Source organism: Paenibacillus sp. FSL E2-8871 (assembly GCF_038000345.1).
Taxonomy (GTDB): domain Bacteria; phylum Bacillota; class Bacilli; order Paenibacillales; family Paenibacillaceae; genus Paenibacillus_AQ.
This window is the reverse complement of record NZ_JBBOBV010000001.1, coordinates 4,646,436-4,662,384: the sequence shown is the minus strand read 5'-3', so window position 1 is coordinate 4,662,384 and position 15,949 is coordinate 4,646,436. Positions and strand designations below refer to the sequence as shown.

The window sequence follows — 15,949 nt, the reverse complement described above, 5'->3', positions numbered from 1 at the left end:
TGAATTTGCGTTCTAAGTATAGGATAAGCCCTCGACCGATTAGTATTGGTCAGCTCCATGCATTACTGCACTTCCACCTCCAACCTATCTACCTCGTCGTCTTCAAGGGGTCTTACTAATTGGGAAATCTCATCTTGAGGGGGGCTTCACGCTTAGATGCTTTCAGCGCTTATCCCGTCCGTACGTAGCTACCCAGCCATGCTTCTGGCGAAACAACTGGTGCACCAGCGGTACGTCCATCCCGGTCCTCTCGTACTAAGGACAGCTCCTCTCAAATTTCCTGCGCCCACGACAGATAGGGACCGAACTGTCTCACGACGTTCTGAACCCAGCTCGCGTACCGCTTTAATGGGCGAACAGCCCAACCCTTGGGACCTACTTCAGCCCCAGGATGCGATGAGCCGACATCGAGGTGCCAAACCTCCCCGTCGATGTGGACTCTTGGGGGAGATAAGCCTGTTATCCCCAGGGTAGCTTTTATCCGTTGAGCGATGGCCCTTCCATGCGGTACCACCGGATCACTAAGTCCGACTTTCGTCCCTGCTCGACTTGTAGGTCTCGCAGTCAAGCTCCCTTATGCCTTTGCACTCTTCGAATGATTTCCAACCATTCTGAGGGAACCTTGGAACGCCTCCGTTACTCTTTAGGAGGCGACCGCCCCAGTCAAACTGCCCGCCTGACACGGTCCCCGTACCCGATTAGGGTACTAGGTTAGAACCTAGATACGATCAGGGTGGTATCCCAACGGCGCCTCCACCGAAGCTTGCGCTCCGATTTCTACGGCTCCCACCTATCCTGTACAGATCGTACCCAAATTCAATATCAAGCTGCAGTAAAGCTCCATGGGGTCTTTCCGTCTTGTCGCGGGTAACCTGCATCTTCACAGGTATTAAAATTTCACCGGATCTCTCGTTGAGACAGCGCCCAAGTCGTTACGCCATTCGTGCGGGTCAGAATTTACCTGACAAGGAATTTCGCTACCTTAGGACCGTTATAGTTACGGCCGCCGTTTACTGGGGCTTCGGTTCATAGCTTCGGGTTACCCCTAACCACTCCCCTTAACCTTCCAGCACCGGGCAGGCGTCAGCCCGTATACTTCGCCTTGCGGCTTCGCACAGACCTGTGTTTTTGCTAAACAGTCGCTTGGGCCTTTTCACTGCGGCCCCCTCGTGCTATTCACACTACCGGGGCACCCCTTCTCCCGAAGTTACGGGGTCATTTTGCCGAGTTCCTTAACGAGAGTTCTTCCGCGCGCCTTAGAATTCTCTTCTCGCCTACCTGTGTCGGTTTGCGGTACGGGCACCTTCTCCTGGCTAGAGGCTTTTCTTGGCAGTGTGAGATCATGACCTTCGCTACTGTAATTTTCGCTCCCCATCACAGCCCAGCCTTAACGATGTGCGGATTTGCCTACACATCAGCCTCACTGCTTAGACGGACATATCCATCAGTCCGCGTCACTACCCTCCTGCGTCACCCCATCGCTCATAGCGGATTACGGTGGTACAGTAATTTCAAACTGTTGTCCTTCGACTACGCCTTTCGGCCTCGCCTTAGGTCCCGACTTACCCTGAGCGGACGAGCCTTCCTCAGGAAACCTTGGGCTTTCGGCGGATCAGATTCTCACTGATCTTTTCGTTACTCATACCGGCATTCTCACTTGTATGCTGTCCAGCGCTCCTTACGGTACACCTTCAACCCACATACAACGCTCCCCTACCCCAGATACATAGTATCTAGCCATAGCTTCGGTGGTGTGTTTAGCCCCGTTACATTTTCGGCGCAGAGTCACTCGACCAGTGAGCTATTACGCACTCTTTCAATGGTGGCTGCTTCTAAGCCAACATCCTGGTTGTCTGTGCAACTCCACATCCTTTCCCACTTAACACACACTTGGGGACCTTAGCTGATGGTCTGGGCTGTTTCCCTTTTGACAATGGATCTTAGCACTCACTGTCTGACTCCCGGCAATAAGTATATGGCATTCGGAGTTTGACTGAGCTTGGTAATCCTTGCGGACCCCGCACCCAATCAGTGCTCTACCTCCACTACTCTTATACCGAGGCTAGCCCTAAAGCTATTTCGGGGAGAACCAGCTATCTCCGAGTTCGATTGGAATTTCTCCGCTACCCCCACCTCATCCCCGCATTTTTCAACATGCGTGGGTTCGGGCCTCCAGTGCGTGTTACCGCACCTTCACCCTGGACAGGGGTAGATCACACGGTTTCGGGTCTACGTCCACATACTCATTCGCCCTATTCAGACTCGCTTTCGCTGCGGCTCCGTCTTCTCGACTTAACCTTGCATGTTAAACGTAACTCGCCGGTTCATTCTACAAAAGGCACGCCATCACCCATTAATAGGGCTCTGACTTTTTGTAAGCACACGGTTTCAGGTTCTATTTCACTCCCCTTCCGGGGTGCTTTTCACCTTTCCCTCACGGTACTGTTTCACTATCGGTCGCCAGGTAGTATTTAGCCTTAGCAGATGGTCCTGCTGGATTCATACGGGGTTTCACGTGCCCCGCACTACTCGGGATCCGTCTCGGAGAGAACACAGTTTAGGTTACAGGGCTTTTACCTCTATCGCGGGCCTTTCCAGACCTCTTCGCCTACCATATTCCTTTGTAACTCCATGTGAGACGTCCCACAACCCCTAAGAGCAAGCTCTTAGGTTTAGGCTGTTCCGCGTTCGCTCGCCGCTACTGACGGAATCACTATTGTTTTCTCTTCCTCAGGGTACTTAGATGTTTCAGTTCCCCTGGTCTGCCTCTACATCTCCTATGTGTTCAGAGATGAGTAACTGCGAATTACCACAGCTGGGTTTCCCCATTCGGACACCCCCGGATCAAAGCTTGCTTACAGCTCCCCGAGGCAGTTTCGTTGTTCGCCACGTCCTTCGTCGGCTCCTGGCGCCTAGGCATCCTCCGTGTGCTCTTATTAGCTTAACCTTGATTTTTCCGCAGGAAAATATCATACAATGACATTCTCTTTGGAATCATCTCACTAATAACATTTACTTGTTTGCACAAGTTGCTAAAAGATGTTCTAAAACGCAAATTCGTTTCGGTATCCAGTTTTCAAGGATCAAGTCTTACTGAGAGCTTAAACTCTCAAAACTGAGCAACGAGTGAGTAACAGGCCTAAACCTGAGATTTGGAAGTTTAACTTCCGATTTGAATGTCTTCATTGCAGAAGACGATTCTCCATAGAAAGGAGGTGATCCAGCCGCACCTTCCGATACGGCTACCTTGTTACGACTTCACCCCAATCATCTACCCCACCTTCGGCGGCTGGCTCCCTTGCGGGTTACCCCACCGACTTCGGGTGTTGTAAACTCTCGTGGTGTGACGGGCGGTGTGTACAAGACCCGGGAACGTATTCACCGCGGCATGCTGATCCGCGATTACTAGCAATTCCGACTTCATGCAGGCGAGTTGCAGCCTGCAATCCGAACTGAGACCGGCTTTGATGGGATTGGCTTCACCTCGCGGCTTCGCTTCCCGTTGTACCGGCCATTGTAGTACGTGTGTAGCCCAGGTCATAAGGGGCATGATGATTTGACGTCATCCCCACCTTCCTCCGGTTTGTCACCGGCAGTCACTCTAGAGTGCCCAACATTACTTGCTGGCAACTAAAGTTAAGGGTTGCGCTCGTTGCGGGACTTAACCCAACATCTCACGACACGAGCTGACGACAACCATGCACCACCTGTCTCCTCTGTCCCGAAGGCCGCCACTATCTCTAGTGGATTCAGAGGGATGTCAAGACCTGGTAAGGTTCTTCGCGTTGCTTCGAATTAAACCACATACTCCACTGCTTGTGCGGGTCCCCGTCAATTCCTTTGAGTTTCAGTCTTGCGACCGTACTCCCCAGGCGGAGTGCTTACTGTGTTAACTTCGGCACCAAGGGTATCGAAACCCCTAACACCTAGCACTCATCGTTTACGGCGTGGACTACCAGGGTATCTAATCCTGTTTGCTCCCCACGCTTTCGCGCCTCAGCGTCAGTTACAGCCCAGAAAGTCGCCTTCGCCACTGGTGTTCCTCCACATATCTACGCATTTCACCGCTACACGTGGAATTCCACTTTCCTCTTCTGTACTCAAGTCACCCAGTTTCCAGTGCGACCTCAGGTTGAGCCCAAGGTTTAAACACCAGACTTAAATGACCGCCTGCGCGCGCTTTACGCCCAATAATTCCGGACAACGCTTGCCCCCTACGTATTACCGCGGCTGCTGGCACGTAGTTAGCCGGGGCTTTCTTCTCAGGTACCGTCACTCCGGTAGCAGTTACTCTACCGGACGTTCTTCCCTGGCAACAGAGCTTTACGATCCGAAAACCTTCATCACTCACGCGGCGTTGCTCCGTCAGACTTTCGTCCATTGCGGAAGATTCCCTACTGCTGCCTCCCGTAGGAGTCTGGGCCGTGTCTCAGTCCCAGTGTGGCCGTTCACCCTCTCAGGTCGGCTACGCATCGTCGCCTTGGTGGGCCGTTACCCCACCAACTAGCTAATGCGCCGCAGGCCCATCCCTCAGTGACAGATTGCTCCGTCTTTCATTCTTCCTTCAGGAGAAAAAAGAAATTATCCGGTATTAGCTACCGTTTCCGGTAGTTATCCCAGTCTAAGGGGCAGGTTGCCTACGTGTTACTCACCCGTCCGCCGCTAAGTTATTTTGAAAGCAAGCTTTCAAAATAACTCCGCTCGACTTGCATGTATTAGGCACGCCGCCAGCGTTCGTCCTGAGCCAGGATCAAACTCTCCAATTAGTATTGAAAAGAGCGATATGCTCATTTTGAAACATCTGACGAGAAAATTAATTCTCTAATTTTGGATTTCACTTTCGTGATTTCCTACTCACTCGTTGTTCAGTTTTCAAAGATCAAGTTCTCGTTGGCGCCGTTTAATGTCTCAGCAGCAACTCTTATACTATATCATGTTCAGCCGTTTAATGTCAAGCTCTTTTTTCAACTTCTTTTTCGAGCTCGGCATGTGTGTTTCTCGGCCAGAAATAGAATATATCATGTATAGAGATTCATTGCAACACTTTTTTTTTGAAAGATTTAAAAACCATAAATCATGTATTAATGAATACACTCTATCTTTATATACTGTTGCCTTATATACATTCCATAATATAAAAGAAAAACAACTGAAAAAGATATCAGTTGTTTTCAGAAGATAGCTTAGACGAATCTAAATTAATTCCGCTTCCTTCGCTCCAGTAATTACGGAAACGATACTGTTTCGAAGTATCTCTGCATTATACGCCTGGTATGGATCGACATTGAAAACAACAGCATCTGCAATAAAACCTTCTGCAATCTGCCCCAGCTCGTTACCGCTCCCTAGAATGTCAGCAGCGCTTTTAGTAGCAGACTGCCACGCTTCTCTGCGAGTTAAGCCATAATCAATCAACGTATCCAGCTCTTGAAGGTTATAACCATGTAATGAGGGTGTAGCATAATCTGTACCGAATCCAATACGAACGCCTTCTCTTTTTGCATAATTAATGGCTTTAGAATGAGATTCAGCAGCGCGGGCAGCTCGTTCGCAAATGATCGGGTTCAACGCTAGAACGCCTTTCGGATCTGCGGCAATGCGATAGATGGATGTAGTAGGTACAAAAGCTACCTCCGAATTAGCAAGTCTCCCTGCCTGATCTTCAGTTAGAAACATCCCATGCTCTATAGATTCCACCCCGGCCTGAATGGACCAGTCTATCGTCACTCCACCCCAGGTATGAACCAGTACCTTCTTATCATGAGCATGTGCATTACGAACAATGAATGCGAACTCTTCTTCGGAAAAGATCGGATCTACGACTTTTTCGGTGGGCGCCCCAAGACCGCCTGTGGCCATGATTTTTACCCAGCCCGCTCCTGTAGCAAAGATTTGCGCCATCCGTTGTTCCAAATGCTTAATTCCACGGGCATCTGCTGCTCCAAGCATATCGCTGCTGGTATGCACTCTTAAAGGCTGCTGATACTGCTGAACAAGATGCTGCACTGTGCTTGGCACAATTCCGCCTGCATCCCGTACAGTCGTTACACCCGTCCTTAGAGTAGCCTCAAACGCTTGCGCCTGCATGGCTTCGATCTGCTGGGAGTCGCGCTTCAATTGGTCCTCATGATCAAAGTCTGTCCAAGCAAGATGGGTATGAAGATCAATTATACCAGGACTTATCCATAGTTCTGTGCCTGTAGGAGTTGAATTATTTTGTTGCGGCTCCGCTTCAGTAATAGATGAAAAATAGCCATCCTTGATCACAACATCAAATCGTTTACCTTCGATGCCTGCTATATGAATATCCTTGAATGTATGCAGCTCTGGATGCTTATGGATCATCTTCATTCCCCCCAAGCCAGCCGAACAGCATGTAATGCCTGATCAGGGTCTTGTTTCAATAACTCAGCAAGCGTTGATATGGCTTCCTCCACACTTTTCCGAGCAGCATTTGTTCCGAAATGATTGATCCGCAAAAGATGGCCAAATAATTCTCCGTCTCCTGGAGCCACAATGCCTATAGGTTTTTCGATCTGCAAATCTTGCTTTCCAGCAATCCGAACCGTTGTAGTCAGTGTAGAATAATGTCTGCTGTCCTTTTGCCAAGGCTCAAGCCCCAAGGATTCTATACCAGCTAATGTAGCAGCTGCAGCCCTTTCATGACGCTGAATGATTTGCTCCAATCCCTCTTCTTCAATTCGTGTCAAGGCCAGGATCAAAGCTCTAGCCTCTAATGTCGGAATATTTGGAGCAACTCGTAGTGGCGTGGCGCCATTCAGCGAAGGTTTGAGATCCAGCAAGGACAGAATGGAGTTACGCGGTGCATTTTTATTTGACTCAAGAAATTTCCAGCCACGTGGTGAAATACTGACGGCGCTAACACCATTAGGTCCAGCCAAGGCTTTTTGTGCGCCTATCACAGCAAAATCAACTCCCCATTCATCGACCAGTAACGCCTCTCCCCCAACCGCAGAAACTGAGTCCGTCACAGTAATGAGATTGAACTTCTTTGCAATCTTAAATATTTCTTTAGCCGGATTAGAACCACCTGTAACTACTTCAGCCTGAACAAAGGAAAGGGCACAAGGGCTAAACTCTTTAATTGCGGAAGCAACTTGGTCGCCAGTGACCACTTCATCAAAAGGAACCTTTACTTCAATAACCGTTGCTCCTCCCCGTTCAAGCCACTTTCCAAATAGACTTCCATAGGGACCTGTTACTATATTTACAATGGTTCGACCAGGTGCCGCTATTCCTGCAGCCACTGCCTCGATCCCCAGAATTGCCTCAGCTGGGATGATAACTGGTGGATGCTCAGTAAACAAGATTGTAGAAATCAATTGTGTAAGCTTATTGTACTCAGCCACTGAAAGTGGCACATGAACATTATGTTCTGGGCTCATAAGAAACCTCCTGATGTACTTGATTTTGGCATTTTCGGAACCGCCGACAACAGCTCGTAACTGTATTCATGTTTAGGCCGGATGAAGAATTGATCCTTCGGGCTCTGCTCCACGAGCTTTCCTTGCCGCATAACTGCTACTGTATCACTAATTGCATTGATAACTCCTAGATCATGGGAGATAAAAAGCATGGTGAGATTAAGCTCAGCTTTCAGCGTATTGAACAGTTCGAGCACACTTAACTGTACTGATACATCCAACGCGCTTGTAGGTTCATCCGCAATCAGGATGTTTGGTTCAACGCTTAATGCGCGAGCGATCGCTATCCGTTGCCGCTGACCACCAGAAAATTCATGCGGGAATTTATCTAAAGCCTTTTGCTCCAAATGAACCTGGTTCAAAAGCTCTTTACATCTTTGCTCAACGTCTGTACGTCCCACAATTTTATGAAACAATAAGGGCTCGGAAAGAATTTGCCTAATCGAATGCTTTGGATTCAGCGATGCATCAGGATTTTGGAAGATCATCTGGATTATTTTACGCTGCTCACGGCTTCTTTTCTTTTTTAATTCTTGGGTACCTAACAGGATCTTCCCCTCATGCGGAGCAATCAGTCCAGCAATTACTCGCGCCAGTGTAGATTTCCCTGAGCCAGATTCTCCAACTAGTCCAAGAGTGGTGTGCTGCTCAAGATTCAGATTGATACAATCCAGTGCAGTAAATCCGCCATAGTGAACAGTTAAATCTTTTATTTGCAAGGCTAGTTCCATGAGTCTCTACTCCCTTCAAGCTCTGGCAAAGGAAGCACCGAATCAATCAGCATCTGTGTGTAAGGGTCGGATGGATTTTGCAAAATATCAAGGGTAGCGCCATGCTCAACAATCTGCCCTTGTTTCATTACACATAGGCGTGAGCACAAGTTGGCTGCAATCGCGAGATTATGCGTTACAAAAACCATGGCAAATCCCAACTCCTGCTGTAGGTTCGTGATCGTTTCAATAATTTGTCGTTGAACCGTGACGTCCAGCGCCGTTGTCGGCTCATCACAGAGAAGAATACCTGGCTTGCACGCCAGTGCCAAAGCGATGACTACCCGTTGACACTGACCGCCTGACAGCTGACTCGGATATCGATCCTTTTTCTTTAATGAATCAGGGAGACCAAGTCTTTCGAGTAGCTCCAGCGCAATCATTCGTGAAGCCTTTCGACTAACTTTCTGTCTGTAATACACGACTTCAGCCAGCTGATTGACAACCATACAGAGTGGATCAAGCGCACCTCTCGGGTCTTGAAACACCATCGCACTGCTTACGTCACTCTTAATGGTGCCACCTGTCTGTTCAACACCATTTGGAAGTAGTCCCAGAATTGCACGCAGCGTAAGCGATTTTCCTGAACCCGACTCACCTACTAATCCTAGACTCTCCCCTTTGCTCAGCGAAAAGCTAACATTGTTGACTAATCTCTCTTTTGACTTCGCTGCCAGCGATAGTGCGTTTATTTCTAAAATGGGTTCTTTAGACATCATTTTTTCCTCCATATGTCTGCCAAACCATCACCTAGGAGCGACAAAGCTATTCCGGTATACACCACTGCAAATCCTGGGACAGCTGAGAGCCACCAAGCTGTAGTGATGAATGGCTGTCCATCCGAGATCATAGTTCCCCAGTCTGGAGTTGGCGGTGTAATACCGATCCCAAGATACCCCAGTGTAACAATGGCAACAAGCAATCCAATCATGTCTGTCATAAGAACGACCACGGCTTGCGGAAGCACATTGGGCAGCAGGTGACGCAAAATAATTTTCACTCCGGGTAGCCCTAAGGTTTGAGCGGATGCCACCCATTCCTGATTGCGAAAAGATGCGCTAAGACCTCTCACTACACGGGCAAAAACAATCCAACCTACAAGGATAAAAGTAATATAAATGCCTCGTTCTCCTGCTCCACTGGCAAAAGCAACGATAATGACGATTAGATAAAAAGGAAAAGCGATCAACGTATCTGACAGCAGCGTAATAACTGTATCAATCCATTTGCCGTAATATCCTGCTAGCATTCCTAGGAACACACCTATGCAAAAGGGAATGATTTCTGCCAAGACCATGATTTTTAAATCAGTCCTCGCTGCATAAATCAATCTAGTAAACAGATCACGTCCCAGCTGATCGGTTCCTAGCCAGTGTTCAGCCGACGGAGGCTGCAGAAAGGCGCTCAAATTTTGCTCGGAGGGATCATAGGGACTTATAAACGGTATGAACACAGTCAAGAGAATAAGAGCTGCAAACATAATCAATCCCACTAGAAGTGAAGGGGTATTCCATATTCGTTTTAAGCCGCTAGTCATTTTACCAGCCTCATACAATCGTGGTTCTAGTCTTATCGTTTTCATTGTTTTCCCTTCGTTCTGGGATCAAGCCACCAAGAAATGATTTCAATCAAGAGACTGATGATCACAACAGCTAGCGCACAGTAAAGTGCTATTCCTTGAATAACCGGAAAGTCCCGTTTCGAAATTGAAGTGAATAACAAGCTGCCAATTCCCTTTATTCCAAACACCTGTTCAACGACCAATGTGCCGCCGATTAGATAAGAAATATTCACACCCATCAGCATCAATGTTGGAAGAGCCGAATTGCGCAGCACATGTTTAAATAAAATAACCCTGCTTGGTATTCCGGCAGCCTTAAGTGTAACTACAAAATCCGATTCTAACACTTCAAGCATCTGTGCTCTTAACGAACGGACCAGCGTAGGAATCTGTGAGAAAGCAACGGTGATTGCCGGAAGGGCAAGACTGTGCAAAGTTCCAATCCACCCTTCACTTACTCCCCCAACGGGGAACCAGCCAAGCCGGACACTAAAGAGCAAAATTAAAAGTAAGCCAACCCAGAAGATTGGCATACCCAAAGTTATTGTAGGAAAAATACGTATTAAATGATCCAGCAGTTTATCCTTATGCGTAGCTGCTACTGTAGCAAGCAGAAGTGATACGAAAATCGCCAACACACACGCCATTACTATGAGCAACAAAGTGACAGGGGCTCTCTGCATAATCAACTCTCTTGTTGATGTACCCATAACAATGGAGTTTCCAGTATCCCCCTGAGTAAATAGCGTCTTCAGAAATCGCATGAACTGCTCCCATAAAGGGAGGTCCAGCCCAAGAGTATGATGCATACTCTTGAGCGCCTCAGGGGTACTGTATTCTCCCAATATCATTTTAGCTGGATCTCCCGGCACAATTCGGATGATGAAAAAGACTGCTATCATTACGCAGCAGATCACTGCCAATGCTTTTATAAGTGATATCACAAGCCAGTTGTAAGAGTCCTTGCTTCCTCTAGGTTGATTTAACACCTGCTTAAGATTCGTCATTGGCTGAGGCGGACATCTTCGAAACGGGCGCTACCGTTAGGTAGAACAACAAGGCCATCGACTGAAGAACGAATACCTTTCAAAACATCTGGATAATAAAGCGGAATATACGGCACTTCATCAGCAAGTGTTTGCAACAGCTTAGTATAGATTTGTGCGCGAGCATCGCCGTCCGCTGTTTTTTGGCCCTCATATAGCAGCTTCGTTACTTCATCATTCGTATAATGCGTCCAATATGATTTGCTGAAGCCTTCCGGATCAGTTTGAAATGCAATAATCGAGTTCGCTTCAGGGGAGTCGGCTTGACCGCTGTTGAGCATTGCGGCGAAATCATATGCAAAGAACCGTTCACGGAAAGTAGCAAGCTCAATCGACTCAATTTCAATTGTAATCCCGATCGTTTGACCCGCTGCCTGAATAATTTGCGCCTCTTGCGCTCTTGTACTATTGCCGGAGGCTACAAGTAATTTGGTAGTGAATCCATTAGGGAAGGCAGATTTAGCAAGCTCTTCCTTCGCTGCCTCGACATTGAAGTTCAGAGCCTTGATTGTATCATTGGAGTTATAAGGAATTGTTGTTGGCAGCAATGAGTTTGCTGTTTGCGCATAACCAAAGGTTAAAGCCTTGGTTAAGCCTTCACGATCAAGCGCCAGAGCCAGAGCACGGCGAACATGCACATCCGAGAAATGTTCATCCAGTGTATTAAAGAACAATTGCTCTGTCACCCAACTACCGTTAGTAATTACTTTTGTGTCAGCTCCATCTTTGATCTCATTGGCATTTTGCAGTGCTAAAGATTCAATAGCGTTAACTTCCCCAGCCTTCAGCTGGTTGATTGCCTGGCTATCGTCCTCAATCAACTTATAAACTAGCTTATCAATATATGGTTTACCTTCTTGCCAGTAGAATTTGTTCTTAGTGAAGGTCAGATCCCCCGCTGTATCCCATGATTCAACCACAAAGGGTCCCGTTCCGATAGGCTTCTTAAAGAATTCTTCTTCAGAAACTCCACCAAAATTGTTAGGCAAGATACCATTTGAGAAATTGGATAGCTCTGAGATAAATGGTGTATAAGGCTCTTTAAGTGTAATAACAAGCGTTTTGTTATCCTGCGCCTTAATTGTGCCGACCTTTGCCGATATTGCCAGCGGGCCGCCAACCTTCAAGTGCCGCTCAAGGGAGAATACAGCATCTTCTGCAGTCACATCCGTACCGTTTGAAAACTTTAAGCCGTCGCGAATTTCAAAAGTATACGTCAGGCCATCCTCACTGATACTATGTGACTTCGCAAGCCAATCTACAATTTCGCCCTTGCTGTCAAAAGCAACTAACGATTCAAATACTTTGTCGATAGCAAAAGCATTGTTGGACGTAATCTGATTATGCAAATCCAATGAGGTTACAGAAGCAGGGCGTCCATAGACGAAGGTTCCTCCTACTGCAGGCTCAGCTATTTGAGGACTCTGAGTTGCTGTTGCTGGACTCGCACTTTCCTGCGCATCTTTATTTGAAGCAGCCTTATTATTAGATCCCGAGCATCCTGCAATTACCATCAATAGCAAAACTGCTATTGCCCCCAACAGAATCGGTTTCTTAATAGATACACTAAAGTACGACATAATTCTCTCCCCCTATAATTCTTATATGTTTAGTATGAATTGTATTATGGGTTAAACACTGTAGTCTGTCAAACATAATTTAATTTGCAACAATCCTTAAATAAATATACATAACAAAAAGACCACTGTCGATGACTCAACAGTGGTCTTGCGTGCTTGGCAACGTCCTACTCTCCCAGGACCCTTCGGTCCAAGTACCATCGGCGCTGGAGGGCTTAACGGTCGTGTTCGGGATGGGTACGCGTGGAACCCCTCCGCTATCGCCACCAAACATGCGTCTGTGAAACAGACGCTGCCGCGTGAAATTTCGTTCATCACCAGAAGTGAGAATGAATTTCTAAGCGTGTTACAGGCTTGATGCCTGAAAACTGAATCCGAATTGAATTTGCATTTTAAGTATAGGATAAGCCCTCGACCGATTAGTATTGGTCAGCTCCATGCATTACTGCACTTCCACCTCCAACCTATCTACCTCGTCGTCTTCAAGGGGTCTTACTAATTGGGAAATCTCATCTTGAGGGGGGCTTCACGCTTAGATGCTTTCAGCGCTTATCCCGTCCGTACGTAGCTACCCAGCCATGCTTCTGGCGAAACAACTGGTGCACCAGCGGTACGTCCATCCCGGTCCTCTCGTACTAAGGACAGCTCCTCTCAAATTTCCTGCGCCCACGACAGATAGGGACCGAACTGTCTCACGACGTTCTGAACCCAGCTCGCGTACCGCTTTAATGGGCGAACAGCCCAACCCTTGGGACCTACTTCAGCCCCAGGATGCGATGAGCCGACATCGAGGTGCCAAACCTCCCCGTCGATGTGGACTCTTGGGGGAGATAAGCCTGTTATCCCCAGGGTAGCTTTTATCCGTTGAGCGATGGCCCTTCCATGCGGTACCACCGGATCACTAAGTCCGACTTTCGTCCCTGCTCGACTTGTAGGTCTCGCAGTCAAGCTCCCTTATGCCTTTGCACTCTTCGAATGATTTCCAACCATTCTGAGGGAACCTTGGAACGCCTCCGTTACTCTTTAGGAGGCGACCGCCCCAGTCAAACTGCCCGCCTGACACGGTCCCCGTACCCGATTAGGGTACTAGGTTAGAACCTAGATACGATCAGGGTGGTATCCCAACGGCGCCTCCACCGAAGCTTGCGCTCCGATTTCTACGGCTCCCACCTATCCTGTACAGATCGTACCCAAATTCAATATCAAGCTGCAGTAAAGCTCCATGGGGTCTTTCCGTCTTGTCGCGGGTAACCTGCATCTTCACAGGTATTAAAATTTCACCGGATCTCTCGTTGAGACAGCGCCCAAGTCGTTACGCCATTCGTGCGGGTCAGAATTTACCTGACAAGGAATTTCGCTACCTTAGGACCGTTATAGTTACGGCCGCCGTTTACTGGGGCTTCGGTTCATAGCTTCGGGTTACCCCTAACCACTCCCCTTAACCTTCCAGCACCGGGCAGGCGTCAGCCCGTATACTTCGCCTTGCGGCTTCGCACAGACCTGTGTTTTTGCTAAACAGTCGCTTGGGCCTTTTCACTGCGGCCCCCTCGTGCTATTCACACTACCGGGGCACCCCTTCTCCCGAAGTTACGGGGTCATTTTGCCGAGTTCCTTAACGAGAGTTCTTCCGCGCGCCTTAGAATTCTCTTCTCGCCTACCTGTGTCGGTTTGCGGTACGGGCACCTTCTCCTGGCTAGAGGCTTTTCTTGGCAGTGTGAGATCATGACCTTCGCTACTGTAATTTTCGCTCCCCATCACAGCCCAGCCTTAACGATGTGCGGATTTGCCTACACATCAGCCTCACTGCTTAGACGGACATATCCATCAGTCCGCGTCACTACCCTCCTGCGTCACCCCATCGCTCATAGCGGATTACGGTGGTACAGTAATTTCAAACTGTTGTCCTTCGACTACGCCTTTCGGCCTCGCCTTAGGTCCCGACTTACCCTGAGCGGACGAGCCTTCCTCAGGAAACCTTGGGCTTTCGGCGGATCAGATTCTCACTGATCTTTTCGTTACTCATACCGGCATTCTCACTTGTATGCTGTCCAGCGCTCCTTACGGTACACCTTCAACCCACATACAACGCTCCCCTACCCCAGATACATAGTATCTAGCCATAGCTTCGGTGGTGTGTTTAGCCCCGTTACATTTTCGGCGCAGAGTCACTCGACCAGTGAGCTATTACGCACTCTTTCAATGGTGGCTGCTTCTAAGCCAACATCCTGGTTGTCTGTGCAACTCCACATCCTTTCCCACTTAACACACACTTGGGGACCTTAGCTGATGGTCTGGGCTGTTTCCCTTTTGACAATGGATCTTAGCACTCACTGTCTGACTCCCGGCAATAAGTATATGGCATTCGGAGTTTGACTGAGCTTGGTAATCCTTGCGGACCCCGCACCCAATCAGTGCTCTACCTCCACTACTCTTATACCGAGGCTAGCCCTAAAGCTATTTCGGGGAGAACCAGCTATCTCCGAGTTCGATTGGAATTTCTCCGCTACCCCCACCTCATCCCCGCATTTTTCAACATGCGTGGGTTCGGGCCTCCAGTGCGTGTTACCGCACCTTCACCCTGGACAGGGGTAGATCACACGGTTTCGGGTCTACGTCCACATACTCATTCGCCCTATTCAGACTCGCTTTCGCTGCGGCTCCGTCTTCTCGACTTAACCTTGCATGTTAAACGTAACTCGCCGGTTCATTCTACAAAAGGCACGCCATCACCCATTAATAGGGCTCTGACTTTTTGTAAGCACACGGTTTCAGGTTCTATTTCACTCCCCTTCCGGGGTGCTTTTCACCTTTCCCTCACGGTACTGTTTCACTATCGGTCGCCAGGTAGTATTTAGCCTTAGCAGATGGTCCTGCTGGATTCATACGGGGTTTCACGTGCCCCGCACTACTCGGGATCCGTCTCGGAGAGAACACAGTTTAGGTTACAGGGCTTTTACCTCTATCGCGGGCCTTTCCAGACCTCTTCACCTACCATATTCCTTTGTAACTCCATGTGAGACGTCCCACAACCCCTAAGAGCAAGCTCTTAGGTTTAGGCTGTTCCGCGTTCGCTCGCCGCTACTGACGGAATCACTATTGTTTTCTCTTCCTCAGGGTACTTAGATGTTTCAGTTCCCCTGGTCTGCCTCTACATCTCCTATGTGTTCAGAGATGAGTAACTGCGAATTACCACAGCTGGGTTTCCCCATTCGGACACCCCCGGATCAAAGCTTGCTTACAGCTCCCCGAGGCAGTTTCGTTGTTCGCCACGTCCTTCGTCGGCTCCTGGCGCCTAGGCATCCTCCGTGTGCTCTTATTAGCTTAACCTTGATTTTTCCGCAGGAAAATATCATACAATGACATTCTCTTTGGAATCATCTCACTAATAACATTTACTTGTTTGCACAAGTTGCTAAAAGATGTTCTAAAACGCAAATTCGTTTCGGTATCCAGTTTTCAAGGATCAAGTCTTACTGAGAGCTTAAACTCTCAAAACTGAGCAACGAGTGAGTTGTGGAAGCTTAGCTTCCGATTTGAATGTCTTCAT

7 protein-coding genes and 4 rRNA genes are annotated in these 15,949 nt (G+C 48.3%); all 11 read right to left on the bottom strand.

Annotated elements, in window-relative coordinates; translation table 11 throughout:
- Positions 1–19: 19 nt before the first annotated feature.
- Positions 20–2,947: ribosomal RNA gene (locus NYE25_RS21140) — 23S ribosomal RNA — on the bottom strand.
- A gap of 261 nt (positions 2,948–3,208) precedes the next feature.
- Positions 3,209–4,766 (bottom strand): 16S ribosomal RNA (locus NYE25_RS21135).
- Together the 16S and 23S rRNA genes form the textbook arrangement of a ribosomal RNA operon.
- Positions 4,767–5,193: 427 nt before the next feature.
- Complete coding sequence (locus NYE25_RS21130; RefSeq protein WP_341146790.1) at positions 5,194–6,345, bottom strand: amidohydrolase family protein; 1,152 nt, start codon at positions 6,343–6,345, stop codon at positions 5,194–5,196.
- 2 nt (positions 6,346–6,347) lie between these two features.
- The gene (locus NYE25_RS21125) at positions 6,348–7,406 is read right to left on the bottom strand and encodes a pyridoxal-phosphate-dependent aminotransferase family protein (protein WP_341146789.1); all 1,059 of its coding nucleotides are present in this window, start codon (positions 7,404–7,406) and stop codon (positions 6,348–6,350) included.
- Complete coding sequence (locus NYE25_RS21120) at positions 7,403–8,176, bottom strand: ABC transporter ATP-binding protein (protein WP_076287055.1); 774 nt, start codon at positions 8,174–8,176, stop codon at positions 7,403–7,405. Before NYE25_RS21120 ends, NYE25_RS21125 begins: the two co-directional genes overlap by 4 nt.
- On the bottom strand, positions 8,167–8,934 hold the full coding sequence (locus NYE25_RS21115) for an ABC transporter ATP-binding protein (protein ID WP_256716449.1): 768 nt from the start codon (positions 8,932–8,934) through the stop codon (positions 8,167–8,169). The genes NYE25_RS21120 and NYE25_RS21115 overlap by 10 nt, the downstream gene beginning before the upstream one ends.
- Positions 8,931–9,797, bottom strand: coding sequence for an ABC transporter permease (locus NYE25_RS21110; protein WP_339799597.1), 867 nt, complete (start codon positions 9,795–9,797; stop codon positions 8,931–8,933). Before NYE25_RS21110 ends, NYE25_RS21115 begins: the two co-directional genes overlap by 4 nt.
- Positions 9,794–10,783 (bottom strand): ABC transporter permease, encoded by a 990-nt coding sequence (locus NYE25_RS21105; RefSeq protein WP_042183789.1) that lies wholly within the window; start codon positions 10,781–10,783, stop codon positions 9,794–9,796. The genes NYE25_RS21110 and NYE25_RS21105 overlap by 4 nt, the downstream gene beginning before the upstream one ends.
- Positions 10,780–12,402, bottom strand: a complete 1,623-nt coding sequence (locus NYE25_RS21100; protein ID WP_341146788.1) for an ABC transporter substrate-binding protein — start codon at positions 12,400–12,402, stop codon at positions 10,780–10,782. The genes NYE25_RS21105 and NYE25_RS21100 overlap by 4 nt, the downstream gene beginning before the upstream one ends.
- Positions 12,403–12,556: 154 nt before the next feature.
- Positions 12,557–12,673: ribosomal RNA gene (rrf, locus tag NYE25_RS21095) — 5S ribosomal RNA — on the bottom strand.
- A 128-nt stretch (positions 12,674–12,801) separates the two neighbouring features.
- Positions 12,802–15,729 (bottom strand): 23S ribosomal RNA (locus NYE25_RS21090).
- Positions 15,730–15,949 lie beyond the last annotated feature (220 nt).